Below are 20,275 nucleotides of genomic sequence, written 5' to 3'. Positions count from 1 at the left end.
ACGCGTAGAGTTTCTTTACGGGTAGGATGGTAGCAAAAAAGTAAACCTTCTCTTTTTGGAGGGAAAACCTGATAAAATGGACTGGAAATGGGAGGAGCCCAATTCTCGGTTGTTCCCCCCTCCCTCCATTCAAACCTTCCCCCCACTATTCTCCGTTGGAAAGCTTGTCTTAGCTTCAAAATTGCTTCAGGGTTATCCCTGATTTTAATCCCGACAATGTCAGCATTCCATTTTTCAACCCTTTCCTGATGAAAATTCTCCTGGTCGAAGATAATCCCGAACTCACTCAAAATATTGTAGAATACCTTGAACAACAAGGCCTGCGCTGTGAGGCGGTCACCAGCCGGTTTGAAGCAGAAGACCGCTTGCTGGCCTATGCCTACGACTGCCTTCTCCTGGACCTGATGCTTCCGGACGGCAATGGGCTGCAGCTGCTGGAATGGCTCAAATCCAACGCTATTCCTTTGCCTGTATTAATTATCTCAGCCAAAAATGCATTGGATGACCGACTAAGGGGTTTGGACTTGGGGGCAGATGATTACCTGCCCAAGCCTTTCCATCTAGCTGAACTTCTGGCAAGGCTCAGAGCCATCTACCGGAGGGCTAAGCTGGGGGGAAAGGACGAACTGGTCTTTGGGGAAATCCTGATCCGGATCCAAAGTCTTGAGGTATTTGTCCACCAAACGTTGCTGGATTTGACCAAAAAAGAATTTGACCTGCTGGTTTTTCTTCTGGTCAACAAGAACAAAGTGCTTAGCAAACAATCCATAGCCAACCACCTCTGGGGAGACTACACAGACAATTTGGCCAATTTTGACTTTGTCTATCAGCATATCAAAAACCTACGAAAAAAAATCACTGCCGCCGGAGGAAAAGACTATCTCAGTACGGTGTATGGACTGGGCTACAAATTTGACGAATACGCCCAATGAGACTACTCAATATCCTTACTTTCATCTACCTGCTGCTTACCCTGGGAGCCTTACTTCTTGGAGGAATTTTTATTTACTGGAAGTTGGAATCAGAAATTGATTTTGAAGTCGGCATGGAACTCAACGAACAGATTGATGCCATTGCGGAGCGGGTTCGTCAAGGGGTAGACCCCAAAGCACTTGAAAATGAAAAAATGGAAATCCTTCCCATCCCATTGGCTTGGGAAGAAGAAGAATTGAGCATCAGAGATACCCTGGCCTTTCATGCCCCGGTCAATCGACTCCAAAATCAGCTCAAAGCGAGTAAATCCCTGAAAATAAACGGAAACCATTATCGGTTTTCTTACTTCAATACCGTGATCGAGGCCGAAGACATCACCGAAACTGTCCTCTACATCATGGGATTGGTGTTGCTGGCCCAACTTTTGGCCATTGGATTTTTTTACCGGAGAATCGCTAACCGAATCCTCCTTCCATTTCACCACACGCTGGCCAAAATCCAAACCTTTACCTTTCAAAAGGATCAACCCTTATCCTTTGAACCCAGCAAGATTCAAGAGTTTGAGTTACTCAATCGCTTTTTGGAAAAAATGTCTTTGAAACTGCTCAAAGACTACCGACAGATCAAAGAGTTTTCAGAAAATATTTCCCACGAAATCCAAACCCCAGCTGCCGTGGTGAGAGGCAAGCTGGAACATTTGATGAATCAGGAAATCACCGAAGAACAGGCCCATCTGATTCATTCTGCCTATCAAAGCAATGAAAAAATCCAACGCATCATCAAATCCCTGAGCCTGCTTGCCAAGCTGGAAAATGAGGAATTTGAAGCCCCTGTGCCCTTGAGACTGGATGAACTGACCCAGAAAAACCTGGACTTTCTCCAGGAACTGATCCAGCTTCGTGAAATTCGATTGGAAATCGACCTCAAATCAGGCCTGACTGTGCCCATGCATCCCTACATCGCTGAGGTGATGATCACCAATCTGCTCAGCAACGCCATCAAGCACAACCACCAAAAAGGCTGGATGATGGTTATTCTCAGAGATCAGCAACTGGAAATCATCAATTCAGGTCATCCCCTATCCAAAAATACGGAAGACTTGCTGGAGCGATTTCAAAAAGAATCCTCCCATCCTGATTCCGTGGGTTTGGGCCTGGCTATTGTGCAACAGATTTGCAAAACTTATGGCTTTCGGTTCAGTTATTCCACTAGGGATGAAGTGCATCACGTAGTGGTGAATTTCGGCTAAACTTCAAATTTGATTCAGAAAGTTTGCTTAGCCTTGTTCTGAAAACTACACCTAATAAACCTACCGATGACTTGTGCTGCTCGTATTTTTACCGCCGTTTTGGCCTTTTTCTTTTCTCAAAGCCTGTTCTCCCAAGAACTTACCCTTACCGGGAAGCTCCTGGATGGAAATTCTAAAACTCCGATTGAATTTGCCCAAGTGGCTCTTTTTGAAACAGATAGCACCTCCCAACCTATCACCTATTCCGATACGGATGGAGAGGGAAAATTCTCTTTGAGGATCAAACCGGGCACATATACCCTTAGAGCTTTTTTTATCGGTTATTCAGATTTTGAAATTCCTGGATTGAGGGTTGAAGCCAATCGGGATTTAGGAGAATTGGAGCTGAAAAGTGAAAACCAAAATCTGGAAGAGGTAGTCGTAGAAACCAGCAAAATGCCCGTGAGAACGAGCATGGAAGGCATAACAATAACCCCTGAAAACAACCTTGCCAATACAGGAGGTACTTTACTGGATATCCTGCGCAATACACCCTCTATCTCGGTAGCCGAAGATGGCACGATTTCTCTCCGGGGAAGTAGCGGTACCAATATTCTGATCAATGGCCGAAACTCCTCTCTGACCCAAAATCTGGATCAACTTCCCGCAAGTGCAGTAGAAGAGATTAGAGTCATCAACAACCCCAATGCCCGGTACGATGCCGAAGCAGAAGCAGGGGTAATCGATATTGTTCTGAAAAAAGGGGAAGAACTGGGGACCCACGGGGGATTGGAAGCCACCTACGGGACGAGAAGCCGTACCAATCTGGGAGCGAGAATCAATCGGAGGGGTGTGCGCTGGAATACCTTTGCAGGGTACAATTATCGGGACTGGAAAGATGTGGGGACCCGCACCTCCACCCGGATACTTTTCGAGGAAGAGGAAACTCTCAGGCAAAGCACCGACAATAGCAGAAGAAATGCCGGGCATAATTTCAATTTGGGGGCAGATTATTACTTTGGGAACAGTGTAATCAGCTATGAAGGAGTAGTTCAATCCAGTATGGACCGACAGACCAATACCTTGTTTGCAGAATTGGAAAGACCGGGTCTGGAAGGAGAAAGCTTTGACTATGTGAGAAGAAATGATGAAACAGAATCCGACGATGGATTTGACAATGCTTTGATTTTTGATCATAATCTTGGGGAAAAAGGCCATACGCTTAGGGCTACCCTCAGTCATTCCTACAGAAATCAATTCAAAACCCAAAATATCTCCATTTTCAACGGGACTTTGGATCCCAGCCCTGAAAACCAAACCGGAAGGGAAAGGGCCTTTACCGACGAGGTAAGAAATATTTCTGTAGGACAGGTAGATTATATCCGGCCTTTGCCTTCAGGCAAGCTGGAAATGGGAGTTAAATCTACCATTCGGGAATTTGACAACGACTATCGCTACCTGAGATTTCAGGAAGGCGCCCAGGACTTTGTGGAAGATCCGCTGATCAGCAACCGATTTATCTATCAGGATCAGATCCATGCAGGATACGGAGTCTATTCGAAAACTAAAGACAAGTGGGAATATGCTCTCGGACTGCGGGGAGAATATACACGGGTGGACACCTATCTCGAAAACACCGGGGAGAGAAATGTCCAGGATTATTTTAACCTTTTCCCATCCGTACAGGGCCTTTATAATCTGGATGAAACCCATGCGCTAAAATTCACTTATAGCCGAAGAATTGATCGGCCTACTGCATGGAGGCTCAATCCCTTTCCGGATATTACAGATAGCCTCAATGTCCGCAGAGGAAATCCCGATCTGCAGCCCGAGTTGATCAATTCTTTTGAGTTTGGTCACTTGGCCAATTTCAAAAAGTCCAGCCTCACTACCAATCTATTCTACCGGCATGTCAGTGGACAGTTGGACTTCATCACGATCGTGGAAGACGGAATTTCTTACTCCCAGCCTGACAATTTGCTTTCCTCGGAATCTTATGGATTGGAGCTGATCGGGACCTCAGAAGTGAATGAATGGTACTCTACAAACGGAAGTTTTACCCTCTTCCGGATCGTTGTGGACGGGTCCAATATTTCCGAAGAGTTTACCAATTCCGGATTTTCATGGAATGTAAAGTGGACTCAGGACTTCAAGCTGCCCAAAGGATTTAATTTTCAAATAGCCGCCAACTACGAAGCTCCTGAAATCGAAGCCCAAGGCAGAGATTTATCCCAATATTTTGTGGACATGAGTTTGCAAAAAGGTTTTTTGAAGGATAAAGGCAACCTTACGCTTAGTGTCAGGGATGTGTTCGACACCCGGGTTTTTGCAGGAAATGCCTTAACCAATACCTTTTCCCAGGAATTCCGCTCCAAGCAGGAGACGAGAATTGTGTTGCTATCGGCGAGGTATAGTTTTTAAAGGGGAATGACCCTGTAAGGGTCAAACCATTAATAACCCGGGGTAGGTTGGTGAGCTTGCCGAACCACAACCCGGGGTAAAAAGGTCAACCATTTCCCTCAGCGTTGGCGCAGAATCTCAATTTGGAAACCATAGGTCAATGCCAGCAAGATGGAACCGATTCAATAAACAAGGATCAAGTTTGGGATCTCGAATTCTAGATAGCAGTTTTTTACCCCTCCCTAGCCCTCCGCCGCGGCGGAGAGGAGTTGGATACGGTAGATCCTCCGGATCTAAATGCTTACGATTCAAGGATGAAAAGCCCTACCACATAATCACCTCATCACTCCTTCTCCTTTCAAAGTTCCTGAACAGATTCAAGGTGACCATAAACTCATGAACTCCACCGGGCAACAGATAGCTCGTAGCCACCGGAAACTCATACACATAGCCCAACCGTAATTTCCCAGCCAAAAAGCCCACCTGTGCATTGGTCGCATAGTCAAACCTGTGGCCCACTCCTACCCAAAGCCTGTCCATCATCAAAACTTTGAGATTCAACTCCATCACATCCGGAAGATCCTTTCTTGATCGGAAAAAACCATTGGCAATCACTGCCAGATTCTCTGTAAGTGCCTCCCGAAATCCTGCCTGAATCATCTGCTCGGCAGGATACCCATCTATGAACTCATCTCCATTTTGGATATTCCCTCCATTCACCCGGTGAATCCCGTAGGAGACGTAATAGTTGGCATGAGTCAGAGCCAACCCGATATTTAAATCAATCACATTGGTGTTGCTGAACGTACCGACATACTGACTGATCGTCGGATCGTTCAGCTCCTCGGTAGTCAACGCGTTCCCGTCCAGCCGGATACTCTGATAGCTCACCCCCGTCCCCAATCGCAGGTTGTGGTTCTCTGTCAGGCGAACCCTGGCTGCATAATTAACTGTGACTTCGTTTTCCCTGAATGCCCCAAAGTTGTCCTGCATCAAATTCACCGACAAGGCATTCTTGCCCAGCAAAGCCGGATCCTCCTCTCCCGCAAGTTCCCCAAAGTCCAGTTCGGCCGAAAGAAAATAGGTCTTCGGTGCTCCCTCGATTCCTCCCCACTGATTGCGGACAAACCCTCTGAACATACTGCCCTCATAGCCGGTGAGCGCTGGATTGAAGTACCCCTGAAAATGGGAAAACTGGCTGACAAACTTTCGGGATTGGGCCTGAACCGAAGCCGAATTGATTACCAGGATCACAAAAAGTCCGATTGAGATGTTGTGTATGTAGCGATTCATATTTGATGTCTTTATTTGATGGAAAAATCAGGAGATCCCAATGAACAGGATCTCCTTTATCATGGCTATTGTCTTAACAGGTTGAGTACTCCGCGTCTCAGTTCTCCGGTTTCCTCTACTTCAATGACCCAGAAGTAGGTGCCTACGCCCACTTCTTTTCCATTAAAGGTACCATCCCATTTCTGGTCCGGATCTTCGGTGTAGAACATCCGCTGTCCGCCCCTGTCAAATACCTGAACCCGTGCTCCTCTGAAGTAGCGAAGATCTGGAACACCCCAGGTGTCATTGACCCCATCTCCATTAGGGGTGAAGGTATTGGGCACCTCGATCTGTTCCAGGGATCTGCGGGTTCGGGTGATCTCAAAGTCCCTGGTGATTACATTTCCGGCCCGGTCCATGGCTTCCACCCGGACAGTGAATGAAGTCTCACCGGCAGCTTCTTCTGCACTGCTCCAGAACAGGATTCCATCAATGATTTCAAAGAACCCATTGTCTGCCACTCCCGGTACCAGCCTGATCTCGTGCACATCGTCACTAGGATCAATCACCGTGAAGGCTCCAACTTCAATAAAGAACTCCGTGGGACTTCCCGCAAACTGATCATTGCTCAGTGTGATATCCAAAGGAGCCGGCTTGGGCAATACCTGAATGCTGAACAGTGGAACCTGACCAAAGACATTGTTCAGTCCAGAAGGAAGTTCCGAAACAGTACCCGACAGGATGTAGGTGGCTGATTGGATAGGATTGTAGTTGTTTGTATTCCAGGTGACGTCTACATTGACCAATGCGCCTTTTCCGGTGATGGCCACCACTTCTGCAGGAAGTGCTATCGAGGCTATCGGTGTTCCCCAAGCCACTTCTGTACTTTGATCAATGAAGCTCACAATCGCACGTTCAGCCAGATAGTCCGGAATTCCGTCTCCGTCAGTATCCAGGAAGTCAGCAGGATCATTTGGATCAGTTCCTTGTTGGTTTTCCACAAAGTCAGGTACTCCGTCGCCATCCCCGTCTTGCTGATCATCCGGATCGTTGGGATCTGTTCCTTGCTCATTTTCCACAAAATCCGGAACTCCATCCCCATCGCTGTCCAGGAAGTCATCCTTATCTGCCGGATTGGTTCCCTCTTCCAATTCCACATCATCCGGAACTCCGTCGCCGTCCCGGTCCACCCGGACGATTTCAAAGTCTGCCGAAGTGAAATTGATTGTGTAGTTTGCTCCTGCACTTAGGCTGCCCAGGGTAATCGGATAGATGCCTACCGCTTGACCCGGCGCCCTGTTCAGGGTTCCTGTAAGTAGACTCTCATCATCTCCTTCACCGAAGTTGGAAGCTGTAAAGGTCAATACCGGATCCAAATCCCCGAAGTCCTTGCTCTGCCCTGAATCTGCAATCACCTCGAGGGTTCTTGGGGTAACTGTCAAATCAGCAGTCAAGACCAGTGTAATATAATTGCTGCCCGTGATCGTGGCCGTCACTTCATGGGTGCCTACATTGGTTCGGCTGTTGTTCGTATACGCCACCGAAGTTCCTGTTGGAAGAGTACCCGTTATCGCCAAGGACTTGGCTGTGCCGTCGAAGACAAAGCTGCCGTCTGCAAAGGTGATTCCCGTGATCGTGGCCGGGGTGATCGTCAGATCAGCAGTCAAGACGAGAGTCGTGTAATTGCTGCCCGTGATCGTAGCCGTCACTTCCTGGGTGCCCACATTGGTCCGGCTGTTGTTCGTATACGCCACCGAAGTTCCTGTTGGAAGAGTACCCGTTATCGCCAAGGACTTGGCCGTACCGTCGAAGACAAAGCTGCCGTCTGCAAAGGTGATTCCCGTGATCGTGGCCGGGGTGACCGTCAGATCAGCAGTCAAGACGAGAGTCGTGTAATTGCTGCCCGTGATCGTGGCCGTCACTTCCTGGGTGCCTACATTGGTCCGGCTGTTGTTCGTATACGCTACCGAAGTTCCTGTTGGAAGAGTACCCGTGATCGCCAAGGACTTGGCCGTACCGTCGAAGACAAAGCTGCCGTCTGCAAAGGTGATTCCCGTGATCGTGGCCGGGGTGACCGTCAGATCAGCAGTCAAGACGAGAGTCGTGTAATTGCTGCCCGTGATCGTGGCCGTCACTTCCTGGGTGCCCACATTGGTCCGGCTGTTATTCGTATACGCCACCGAAGTTCCTGTTGGAAGAGTACCCGTTATCGCCAAGGACTTGGCCGTACCGTCGAAGACAAAGGCTCCATCCGCAAAGGTGATTCCCGTGATCGTAGCCGGGGTGATCGTCAGATCAGCAGTCAAGACCAGTGTAGTATAATTGCTGCCCGTGATCGTAGCTGTCACTTCCTGGGTGCCCACATTGGTTCGGCTGTTGTTCGTATACGCCACCGAAGTTCCTGTTGGAAGAGTACCCGTGATCGCCAAGGACTTGGCTGTACCGTCGAAGACAAAGCTGCCGTCTGCAAAGGTGATTCCCGTGATCGTGGCCGGGGTGATCGTCAGATCAGCAGTCAAGACGAGAGTCGTGTAATTGCTGCCCGTGATCGTAGCCGTCACTTCCTGGGTGCCCACATTGGTTCGGCTGTTGTTGGTATATGCCACCGAAGTTCCTGTTGGAAGGGTTCCCGTGATCGCCAAGGACTTGGCCGTGCCGTCGAAGACAAAGCTGCCGTCGGCAAAGGTGATTCCCGTGATCGTAGCCGGGGTGATCGACAGATCAGCAGTCAAGACCAGTGTAGTATAATTGCTGCCCGTGATCGTAGCCGTCACTTCCTGGGTGCCCACATTGGTTCGGCTGTTGTTGGTATAAGCTACACTTGTTCCTGCAGGAAGGATTCCCTTGATCGCCAAGGACTTAGCCGTGCCGTCGAAGACAAAGGTTCCGTCCGCAAAGGTGATTCCCGTGATCGTAGCCGGGGTGATCGCAAAGTTTGCAGGGATAAAATTGATGGAATAATTAGATCCTGCGCTTAGGCTTCCCAATTGAATTGGATAAGACCCAACATTTTCTCCTGCACCTCTTGTAAGTGCACCTGTTAGAATACTTTCATCATCTCCTCCAGCAAAACCGGAAGCCGCAAAGGTGAACACTGGATCGGCTTGACCAAAGACTTTACTTTGGCCTGCATTTGCAGTAATGGTCAGGACCTTCTCTGCAATTTCAAAATTGGCTGAAGTGAAATTGATCAGGTAATTCGAGCCTGCTGAAAGCGAACCAAGGGTAATCGGGTACGTACCCACATTTTCGCCTGGAACTCTGCTCAATGCTCCTGTGAATATGGATTCATTATCTCCATTACCAAAATTGGATGCAGTGTAAAGGAATACGGGATCCATCTGTCCAAATTCCTTAGCCTGATTAGGATTGGCTGAGACATTCAATGTTCTAGGAGTAATCTCAAAATTCGCTCCCGTGAAGTTGATGGTATAATTCGGTCCTGCGGAAAGGGTACCCGGATTGATGGAATAAGTACCTACATTCTCTCCGGCAGTTCTTGTCAAAGCTCCGGTCAGAATGCCCTCATCATCCCCATTTTCAAAGCCACTTGCCTGATAATTGAATACTGGATCAGCTTCGCCATAGATTTTACTTTGACCGGCATCAACCGAAATAGTCAACGTCTTCGCGGTAATCGCAAAGTCTGCTCCGATAAAGTTGATCGTGTAGTTAGGTCCAGCATCCAAGCTACCCAGATTGATGGCATAGGTGCCCACATTCTCTCCGGGAGTTCTTTCCAAAGCTCCAGTAATTATACTTTCATCGTCTCCGTTTTCAAAACCACTTGCCTGATAGGTGAAGATCGGATCGGCTTCGCCATAGATTTTACTTTGACCGGCATCAACCGTGATGGTCAACGTCTTCTCGGCAATCGTGAAATCTGCCCCGGTGAAGTTGATCGTGTAGTTCGATCCCGCACTTAAGGTTCCAATAGTGATCGGATAAGTACCTATGTTTTCTCCAGGTACCCGAGTTAAGGCACCAGTTAGGATTGTTTCGTCTTCAGCGCCAATAAACCCGGATGCAGTATAACTAAACACTGGATCAGGGGATCCAAACACCTTACTTTGATTCGGGTTTGCGGTAATTGAGAGAGTTGCCTGAGTGATATCTGCCTCCAAGCCTGCAGGTAGTACGATCTCATAATTATCCTTATCATCACCATCCAAGGCTAGCCCAGTAACAGTTACTGGAATTGCCAAGCCTACATTATCCTGTGTAAAATTGGCTACAGGTGTACCGATCACTGATACGTCATCAGAGCCAATAGCTATAACTGTAGGAGTACCCGATAAAGTAGCCTGAGTTGTCCCATCATACACTTTATCGTTTGCAGATAATCCAGTAACCACAAGATCCCTAGGTGAAATGGAAGCTGTGGAAGTAGGCGAACCGGAATAATCAATTTCATAAGATGATGCATTTGCACCCCCCAGGTTGACAGAAGTGATTCTGACCTCTTTTCCAACGCCAACATTTTTATCCACAAATTCAGTGGTTATATCATTTATAAAAACATTAGGTGCGGATGCATCTATACCAACCAAATTCAAACTGGCTATGATAAATGATGCAGACCTTGTGCCATCATAAACTTTACTATTGGCGCTAAATGATCCAGTGATCTGAAGAATGCTTTTTTTGATTTCAAAATCAGCAGGAATAAAATTGATGGTATAGTTTGGTCCTGCACTTAAGTCACCTAGATTGATGGCATAAGTTCCTGTATTTTCACCGGGATCTCTTGACAATGCTCCGGTTAGGATACCTTCATCATCGCCGTTTTCAAAGCCACTCGCTTGATAAGTAAATATGGGATCAGCCGCACCAAACAGTTTACTCTGACCGGCATCCACCGTGATATCTAAGGTCTTCTCGGTTATCGCAAAGTTCGCCCCTGTGAAGTTTATCGTATAGTTTTTGCCCGCTGCGATGGTGCCCAATTGGATTCCATATAAGCCAACGTCCTCACCTGCCACTCGAGTCAAGCTTCCTGTAACTACCGATTCCGTGTCAGCATTTTTTAAGCCTGATACAGTATAGGTGAATGTAGGTTCTGCCTCGCCATAAACTTTGGATTGTCCTGGATTGGCTGTGATACTCAATGGAGCAGGAATAATCTCGAAATCCTCCCCTCTGAAGTTGATGATATAATTAGGTCCTGCACTTACAGTGCCAAGGTTGATTGGATAGAATCCAACATCTTCCCCAGGAGCTCTGCTTAAAGACCCTGTAACAATCGAACTCGGGTCCCCATTTGTAAAACCAGATACAAAAAAGCTTAAAAATCGGTCAGGATCGCCATATCTTTTTACCAGTCCCCCCGGGACGGTGACATTTAAAGTGGCAGGAGTAATTTCAAAGTCCGCACCCACAAAATTGATGGTATAATTAGGCCCTGCATCCAGTGTGCCCAGATTGATGGCATAGGTGCCTACTCCCGAACCAGCTACTCTTGCCAAAGCACCGGTCAATATGGATTCGTTATCCCCTGCCTCAAAGCCGCTTGCGGTGTATCTAAATACCGGATCAGAAGTACCATAGACCTTGGTCTGTCCAGGATTCACTGTAATGGTGAGAATTTTCGGCACCACCTCAACGATCACAGTAATACCGACCTGAGAAGAATTGCCATTCACGTCTGTCACAGTATAGATCACAAAATTCAACCCTTCATCGGCTTTGGTAAATGATGTTTTATTGAATGTCTGTGATAAAATCCCACAATTGTCCGTCGACCCTTCATCAATCATGGCAGGTGTCAATTCCACCGTACCAAATGCATCTACCTTGAGGGTTATCCCGGCTTTAGCCCGAATTATTGGGTTCGTATTGTCTTGGATGACAATATTTTGGTTTTGGAAAGTAATGTTTCCATTGCCATCATCATAGGACCAGGTAACCACAGTAGTGCCTTGAGACGTAATAGGTAAAGTGGCATTATTTGTAATTGTCACAGGACCTCCGCAATTATCCGTAGCCGTCGGTGGAGTGAGAGTCGTCACCTCACATTGGGCCGTGATATCAGGCAATGACACCAAAACAGGAGTCGGCGCAGTGATGTCATCAATAATCACATTCTGATTCTGGAACGTAATATTTCCATTACCATCGTCATAGGACCAGGTTATTACCGTGGTGCCTTGGGTTGTAATTGGAAGAGTTGCATTATTTGTAATCAGGATAGGACCCCCACAATTATCGGTAGCTGTAGGAGGAGTCAAGGATGTCACTTCACATTGGGCTGTAATATTTGGCAAGCTCAATACATCAGGAACCGGCGGAGTCGTATCGTCAATGGTTACGTTCTGGACTTGCGTACTCGTATTCCCATTCCCGTCGTCAAAAATCCAGGTAACCACTATAGTTCCTTGAGTGGTTAAAGGCAAGTTTACAGAAGTGGTCCCAATGACCGTTCCAACTATATTATCGGTAGCTGTAGGAGGAGTCAGGCTGCTCACGCTACACTGAGCAATACTATTCTGCAGATTGGCCAGATCCAGCACAGGCGCGGTGGTATCCTTTATTTTCGAATCTGAAACATCAGCCCCTACATTTCCAACTTGATCTACCAAATTAACTGTAAGGGTGATTGTTCCGTCTTCCAAACCAAGCAGACTTATACCGGTAATTTGGTCGTTTGCCGAGGCGATAGTACCCGAACCGGAAACAGGAGCCCCTCCTCCAGAGCTCTCAAACTCATACGTATAGGTTGCCCCGAGAATTGCTCCAGCAAAAGTAAAGCTCACATTTGCGGCATTGGTGTTGTTGATAGGATCTTGATCGATGGATACACTATATCCTGAAGGCGCTATTGCGTTAACCAAAACCCCGGCAGTGGATCCCACGCCGTTTAATGTCAAATTCGCATCTACCCCTGAGACACTTTGGATACTTCCACCATTTGAGGCGAGAGTTCCTATCTCAATACCATCCAAATCCAAGTCTCCCGGCTGTACCGTGTATCTGAAAACAAGTGCAGAAGAACCTGAACCCGAAAGGTAATTGGCTGCTCTACCCGTACTTCCAATGGTCAAACTGAGGCTAGGAATTCCACCTAAAGTATTGACAACCACTGCCTCTGAGATGTTAACTGTAAAATCCAAATTCTGCCCTGCCCCATAAATTCCATTGGCAGGCACGAAGACCGAAGTAAGGACAGGTACTGGCACCACATCAATCCTGATCGTTCCGAAGGAAACAGGAACTCCGCCACCGATACCTGTATTGCCATTGTCATTGGCAGATATGCTTAATGTTGCCGCATTATTTCCTGTTACTCCGGGAGCATTGGTGTACTGAATGGAAGATGGGGCATTCAAAAAGCTTTCAATGGCAGAGGCAGTCCCTTCAAGCGTCATGACTCCGGCAGTTGGGAAGTTTACCGTTACGCCTCCTCCACCTGATGCAAAAATCGTCCCTGTGGATATAACAAAGGTCAAAGAAACTGGATTGGAACCTGCATCTACATCTTCGAAAGTACCAGAGGAAAGATCAATATTACCGATAACCCCTTCCTGAACAACAATACTGGTAGGCAATCCGGTGAAAGTAGGATCGTCATTTATCGCAATCACCTCAATGATTTTGCTTGAGGAATTACTAAATAGCTCTCCGTCATTAATTTGGAAATGGACTGTTCGATCCAAAGGACTTGGGTTTTCAGAGGTATTGATGAAAGTCACCGATCTCAGGGCTGCTTGCCATTGAAATACCGATGCTAAAGCCCCCGCTGAGGACAAGGTCAAAATTCCCTGAGCCCCATTAAAGCTGGAAGAAATATTTCCATACAGGGCAGGATTACCTGTGAAAGCCAGAAAATCACTGCCTGATTCATAGTTTCCGGAGATGGTAACCGTTGCAAAAGCAAGAGTTGGACTATCCGGGTCCTCTAAAGCAAGTTCTGAATCAACCGGAATCGCGGGTTCGTTTTCGTTGAAAACCGTTACCCCCGGACTGGTCGTAATCGTTGGAGCATCGTTGACGTTGGCAATAGTCAACCTAAAGTCAGTAAATACTGATCCTCCGTTTCCATCATTTGCCGTCACCCGGATTTCAAGCACACCTACATCAGTATTCAGCGGGGTCCCACTGAATGTCCGGTTTGGTCCGTCAAAACCAAGCCATGCAGGCAAAGGATTGCCGTCGATTAGGCTTGCAGTATAGTTCAGGACATCCCCTACGTCAATGTCGTTGAAGGTATTGATTCCAAACTGAAAATTGTAAGCCAAATCCTGGGTTGCATTTTGATCGGGAATGGGATTGGCCACTGTAGGCGGATCGTTGACATTGATCACTGTGAGATCAAAGGTATCTGTGACTTCTCCTCCATTTCCATCACTGGCAGTCACGTCAATACTGATTGTTCCTACATCCGAATTCCTGGGAGTTCCGCTGAAGGTTCTTGTTATGGGATTGAAGCTTAGCCAAGCCGGCAAGGATCCTCCTCCGTTTAGCTGAGCCGAATAGGTTAATATATCCTCTGCATCCGGATCCTGGAAGGTATTTGCAGCAAACTGAAAACTGAACGCTGCATCTTGTGTCGCATTTTGATTGGGAATGGGGTTAAGGACAATCGGACCATCGTTGACATTGCCAATAGTCAACCTAAAGTCAGTAAATACTGATCCTCCGTTTCCATCATTTGCCGTCACTCGGATTTCCAGCACACCTACATCAGTATTCAGCGGGGTCCCACTGAATGTCCGGTTTGGTCCGTCAAAACCAAGCCATGCAGGCAAAGGATTGCCGTCGATTAGGCTTGCAGTATAGTTCAGGACATCCCCTACATCAATGTCGTTGAAGGTATTGATTCCAAACTGAAAATTGAAAGCCAAATCCTGGGTTGCATTTTGATCGGGAATGGGATTGGCCACTGTAGGCGGATCGTTGACATTGATCACTGTGAGATCAAAGGTATCTGTGACTTCTCCTCCATTTCCATCATTGGCAGTCACGTCAATACTGATTGTTCCTACATCCGAATTCCTGGGAGTTCCGCTGAAGGTTCTTGTTATGGGATTGAAGCTTAGCCAAGCCGGCAAGGATCCTCCTCCGTTTAGCTGAGCCGAATAGGTTAATATATCCTCTGCATCCGGATCCTGGAAGGTATTTGCAGCAAACTGAAAACTGAACGCTGCATCTTGTGTCGCATTTTGATTGGGAATGGGGTTAAGGACAATAGGATCTGAGTTTCCGGCAATAACCTCAATGGCGATGGTTCCAAAAGCAACCGAGGTTCCTCCCCCTGTACCGGTATTCCCATTGTCATTGGCCGAAAGACTTAAACTCGCCATACTGGCACCTGAAGCATTGGTATACTGGATGTTGGTTGGCGTAGTCAGGAAGTTAGCAATGGCTGTTGCTGTCCCATCCAAATTCATGGCACCGGGAATTGGGAAAGTTACGGTAACCCCATTTCCACTACTGGCAGCCAAAGTACCACCAGAGACCAGAAACGACAGGGTTACATTCCCATTGCCGGAATCCGGATCTTCAAAAGTGGCTGCCGATAGGTCGATGTTACTCGCCACACCATCCAGGACAGTAATTGAAGTAGGTAAGCCAGTAAATGTAGGATCATCATTGACAGCACTGATAATCACGTGGACAGTCAAGGTGTTAGACGATAAACCAGAAGCATCTTTGACCACTATTGAAATGCTACGTATATCATCAGTTCCTCCAACTGTAGGGTCATTCCCATTGTGACTAAACTCGATTGATTCCAAGACGTTTACCATTTGAGCTACGGAACCCGTTCCTGAAAGGGTAATCACATTATTCAATTGAGAAACAGTATACGGACCAGGGCTTTCCACTGAAAGAATATCACCACTTATCCCGTCATTGAGGGTGATTGTCGCTTCTATTATATCATCGCCTTCTGGATCTGTTAGAATAATATTTCCACCAGCATTAAACGGAGTCGGAGAGCCATCTTCTGTATAGGAAATCACCCGATTCCCATCGAATACTGGTGGATCATTAACTGGCTCTATATCAAAAGTTACCGAGGCGGTATTGGAATCGGCAGTTCCATCATTACTAATGAAAGAAATCGTTCCGGCATTGGCCCCGCTTAGATTAGGAGTAGGAGTGAATATGGCGGCATCCAAGGCAGCATTGACCGCTGTCAGAGTTCCCGATGCGGTGAAATTACTGCTCCCGTTTCCGTCTCCGCCAAAAATGATTCCGGTGGTCCCTATGGTCAGCGTGCCTCCGGTGATCGTAAAGGTCAGCGTCTGATCGTCACCATCTTCATCGCTGACTTGTATGTCATCAGCCAGAGCTGTAGGTGTATCTTCCAGCACCATTGGGGCTGTTGGTGGAGTAGCAACAGGAGGAGAATTGGTTTGCTTGACTTTTGTATCTGTGGCGGGACTTCCTTCATTGCCGGAAAGATCGGTCAGGGTAAATGAAAGGGTAATGTTGCCATCTGGCAAGCCACTGAGATCAATGCCTGTCACTTGCCCACTAGCTCCTGAAACCATTCCTGAATTGGTCACGGGAGTACCTCCCGCATCACTGCTGAAGGTGTACTCGTAGGTGGTCCCCAACTCAGCACCCGAATAGGTAAAACTTACCGTCGTTTGGTTCGCTGCCGTAATTGGATCCTGATCAATAGCAACTGAATATCCCGAAGGAGGGGTAATATCCTGACACCATTCAAAATTATCCAGGTTTAGATACACAAAACTTCCCCCCAAAGTGATTTCCAACCGATCAATCAGGGTATTTGAATTATCCTGACCTGCTTCAGTGGATAAATCCAAAAGGGTATAGCCCGAATTTTGGGTAAATGTGGTATTGAACCCGGTGGATTTGGTAAAGGAAAACTCTTCCGTGGCTCCGCTAAAACCTTTCACTGTCACCGTTCCGTTGGTTGTAGGAGCACTTCCGGAGGCGAAAGAAGAAAGGAATAAGGCTATTTGGGATACCGTGATCTTTCGATCGGGTGAATTGATGGAATAAGGTCCGGCTCCTGTATTTTTCAGGTTCAGTTTGGATCCACCAATTCCTGTGGTAGGTACCTCCTGACTGATGGTCCAGTTGCCTGTCAGGTTAAAATTAAGACCATTGCCTGAAAAAGAAGTCGAACCATTGATCTCATCCTCAAAGGTTTCAATAAAGCAGGCTCCTACCAAATGCTCCTGCCCGGAGGTAAAGACCGGTGAAGGGGTATTTCCGATGGCATCCCGAATATCATTTCCTGCGGCCAAATCTACACGAATAGCTCCCTCCCCTGAAATACCGGATACCGTTAACACATATTGGGATCCACTTCCCGAGATGCCAGATAGGGTACCCGTAGCCGTGCCTGTAGTAAACAGTTGGAAATCATGGGTGGTAACATTCAAAGCATTTTCATCAAAAAGCAGGTCAAAATTCACCGAAGTGGCTGTGGAAAGGGCTGTGCCGTCAGGAATTGAGGAAATAAGGCGTGGAGCCTGAGTATCCACATCCGGCACTTGCTGACAGAAGCGGAAGTTGTCCAGCAACAATTCGGTAAACCCGTCAGCAATGACAAATTCCAGCTCGTCTACATTGACATTCCTATAATTTGCAGCTCCATCGGTGGCAAAATTGAGGGTGAAAAAGCCTCCGTTTACGGTTCCACTGGTGGGAAATCCGGAGGTTTTGAGAATGGAGAATACGATGGCTCCATCTTTTTTACCCCGGACAGTCAGGCTCCCTGTGGCAGTAGGATTATCTCCATTGCTGCGGTCCGAAAGAAAAACATCCACCGTATTCATGGTGAAATCCTGGGCACTGGTGAGGGAAAATGTTCCTGCCGTATTGTTGTTTTTGATGTACTTATTGGAAGGATTCGTTCCTCCGGGGCTTACTGCTCCAAATCCCAGACGGGCTTCGATTTCCAATCCTGAACCCAAGGTAAAGTCCCGTCCGTTGCTGGCAAATGAGGTGGCACCGTCCGAAATTGAACCTATTTCAAAGGTTTCGGTGAAGCAGAATGTCGAGTTAAAAACCTGCCCACTACTAAAGGCATTGGTTCCGGTATTTCCATTGGCATTGGTGATATCGGTGTTGGCTTGGAGGTCCAAGCGGATAGTCCCTTCAGGCGAAATGGAATTGACGCGTACGGTAAAAGTGCTCCCTGAGCCGGTGACTGAAGCTATACTTCCACTAGCAGAGCCTACCGTGACCAACTGAAAATCATCAATGCTGACATTTAAGGCTGTTTTATTGAAATTGACAATGAAATCAACTGAAGTTGCAAAAGTAGAGGTGACCTGAGGAGCAATCGAGGTGACTTGAACAGGGTCTGTATCCACAGGAACGAAAACAGGCCCATAGGTAAAATGATCGAGGTACAAGTTCAGGTCTGTCCCTTGAATTCTGATTTCATCCACATCATAAAAGTCAGCATCCCCGGCAAAATCCTTGAGACCGGCTGTAGCTGAATTAAATTGAATGTTTTTGGCAGAACCTACCGGATTTCCATTTTTGAACCCTTGAATAGTACCATTTTGGGAAACTCCCGCTATCGCGGTAGCTTGTAAATAAATACTTCGAAACTGAAACTCTGCCCCCCCATTTCTGGTGATGGTCCATCGGGTGAGGGCACCCGGAGTCACATTGTTGTCGTAAAGTGTGGTCGTATTCTGAAAGCCCAATCCGGTTCGGGAAACGATTTGTCTGCCACTTGCCGGTGGAATATTTACAGCAAAAGTAAACCCCTCCCTGTTGTATGCCAATCCCAGCGCCACATCATTGGATAAATCATTGAAGTTGATGGTGGTTTGAGCCAAGGCTTCCTGCCCAAAAAAAGCAAAAACCAACAAACTGATGTACAGTAATTTTTTCAGCATAAGAAAAGAGAATAAAAGTGAAATAGGATTGTCCACATTCTTGGCAGTCGATTTCTTACCTTTTGTTGTGGGGAAGGTATTCATCGACTTCACTCAGTCCGAGCGATCAAAGTGCCCAATCTTCTACTATTTACCGAATTTTTTATTAAATAAACAAGTAACTGACACCTAAGCGGATAGGCTCAAATTGAAAGTAAAAAGCCTTTGAGCCCTAAGACCCAAAGGCGTAAATGGTTTAGTTTCTGCTTGGGAAAATACCCTCCAAAGCGATGACATAATTCACGCCCAAATAAGGGTTTCTGTTGTTGAATGGAATACTCTGTCCGGTTTCTGAGATACTTTGGGGAGACATGGTTTCGTTCGGAAAACTTCCGTAAGAATTTACATTGACTACAGGACTGGACCTGTCTACCTGAAATTGACATTGGGAAAGAACCGCTCCTCCGGGACTGGAAGTCGTGCCTGCTGCTGAGCTTGCATTTAACAGGTGATTATGAGCAGGCAAATTAGCCGAATTCAGGCGCACTTGCTCTGCCCCACTCCGCTCACCGATTTGCACACTGGAAAGCCCGGGACCATTTCCCATTCCCACAGCACTTCTTCCTCTCAGGTCAGGCAAGGCAAAAGTGGTCCTTCCATCCCCTCCATACATCGTCCCGAGTAGGGAAAATAAGGCACTATTCTGCGCAATCGATAATAATCGACCATCGCAAAATGCCCAACCTCTAGGCTCAAAATTAAAGCCTACCATCATAATTTGTCCAAGAAATGGCTCCATAATAATTATTATTTAAGTGAAAGATAAAAAGAAATTCAACGAATAACACAGGCTTACCCAAGGCAAACCGTAATAAATAATCTCATCAGAAAAACTTTCAGAACCAGGAAATTCACCACGCTATCCTGTTTTCTGGCCTGAATTCTGATTTTAAAAGCTAAGGAATCATGGATTTATTGTTGTATCCGGAACGATGCGCATAGGTCTTCAATAGCGAGTTTTCCTTGATGAAAAATCCCCTCAGCCCTCTTGGTAAAGGGGAAAACGCCTACTTGGAACCTCAAAACCTAGTTTAAATCGGTAACGTGCAAGCATGCGGATATACAGATTGATTTAATATTTATTAATTAGGTAAAAGATAAATTACCCTGAAGAAAGCCTAAAATCAGAGCAATTGAGCAATAAGAATCAGTTTTGTTTTACTCCGGCAAAACATTTGGCACCCGAGGCCTAAAATTTTCAATAAGGTATCAAATTAATTCCATATGGACTTCTTTAACTTTAATCTTTTTTTTAGCGGGAAATCCCCCTTGATCAACCGTAGACCAATAGATTTAGTATTTGGCTTTTTGGGTCAGGCTAAGCCAGTCAAGCCACCCTGAGGAATCCAAAGCATGTTGAGCAAAGAGTAGGGAGGAAAATCCAGCTTCGCCAACTTCTCCTCCCCTTTTTCCTTTTGCTCCCCATCGGATGGCCTCACCCGGTCTCTGAATCAATAGCTTTGCCAAGGCCATTTTGTCCTCTCTGAGTCAGGAGGGAAAAACTCCTTTGAATTTTCCAAAGCGGAATGGAATAGCCCCCTTCGGTAGTTACCATGAGCCTGAAAAG

Annotated in this window: 7 protein-coding genes; 3 read left to right on the top strand and 4 right to left on the bottom strand. The window is 46.8% G+C overall.

From position 1 onward, the window contains the following. Positions 1 to 248 precede the first annotated feature (248 nt). From AAA943_RS11090 to AAA943_RS11080, 3 genes are all read left to right on the top strand, one after another. Positions 249 to 932 carry a response regulator transcription factor gene (locus AAA943_RS11090; protein ID WP_338224313.1) on the top strand — a complete coding sequence of 228 codons (684 nt, stop codon included), beginning with the start codon at positions 249 to 251 and terminating at the stop codon, positions 930 to 932. Further along, positions 929 to 2,182, top strand: a complete 1,254-nt coding sequence (locus AAA943_RS11085) for a sensor histidine kinase (RefSeq protein WP_338224312.1) — start codon at positions 929 to 931, stop codon at positions 2,180 to 2,182. Before AAA943_RS11090 ends, AAA943_RS11085 begins: the two co-directional genes overlap by 4 nt. Before the next feature lie 66 nt (positions 2,183 to 2,248). Next, the gene (locus AAA943_RS11080) at positions 2,249 to 4,582 is read left to right on the top strand and encodes a TonB-dependent receptor (protein ID WP_338224311.1); all 2,334 of its coding nucleotides are present in this window, start codon (positions 2,249 to 2,251) and stop codon (positions 4,580 to 4,582) included. A 303-nt stretch (positions 4,583 to 4,885) separates the two neighbouring features. On the opposite strand, the gene AAA943_RS11075 is transcribed toward AAA943_RS11080, so the two are convergent. The 4 genes from AAA943_RS11075 to AAA943_RS11060 all read right to left on the bottom strand — a co-directional run bounded on the left by AAA943_RS11075 (position 4,886) and on the right by AAA943_RS11060 (position 20,175). Next, the gene (locus AAA943_RS11075) at positions 4,886 to 5,854 is read right to left on the bottom strand and encodes a PorP/SprF family type IX secretion system membrane protein (protein ID WP_338224310.1); all 969 of its coding nucleotides are present in this window, start codon (positions 5,852 to 5,854) and stop codon (positions 4,886 to 4,888) included. A gap of 65 nt (positions 5,855 to 5,919) precedes the next feature. After that, complete coding sequence (locus tag AAA943_RS11070) at positions 5,920 to 18,669, bottom strand: MBG domain-containing protein (protein WP_338224309.1); 12,750 nt, start codon at positions 18,667 to 18,669, stop codon at positions 5,920 to 5,922. Between the two features lie 235 nt (positions 18,670 to 18,904). Continuing rightward, a complete protein-coding gene (locus AAA943_RS11065) occupies positions 18,905 to 19,447 on the bottom strand; it encodes a phage tail protein (RefSeq protein WP_338224308.1) in 543 nt (180 codons plus the stop codon). A gap of 554 nt (positions 19,448 to 20,001) precedes the next feature. Next, positions 20,002 to 20,175 (bottom strand): hypothetical protein, encoded by a 174-nt coding sequence (locus tag AAA943_RS11060; RefSeq protein ID WP_338224306.1) that lies wholly within the window; start codon positions 20,173 to 20,175, stop codon positions 20,002 to 20,004. Between the last annotated feature and the right edge of the window lie 100 nt (positions 20,176 to 20,275).

The sequence above is a fragment of the Algoriphagus confluentis genome (assembly GCF_036245625.1).
In the GTDB taxonomy this organism is placed as follows: domain Bacteria; phylum Bacteroidota; class Bacteroidia; order Cytophagales; family Cyclobacteriaceae; genus Algoriphagus; species Algoriphagus confluentis.
Note: the sequence above shows the minus strand (reverse complement) of the source record. Positions and strands in the feature narration are given on the sequence as shown.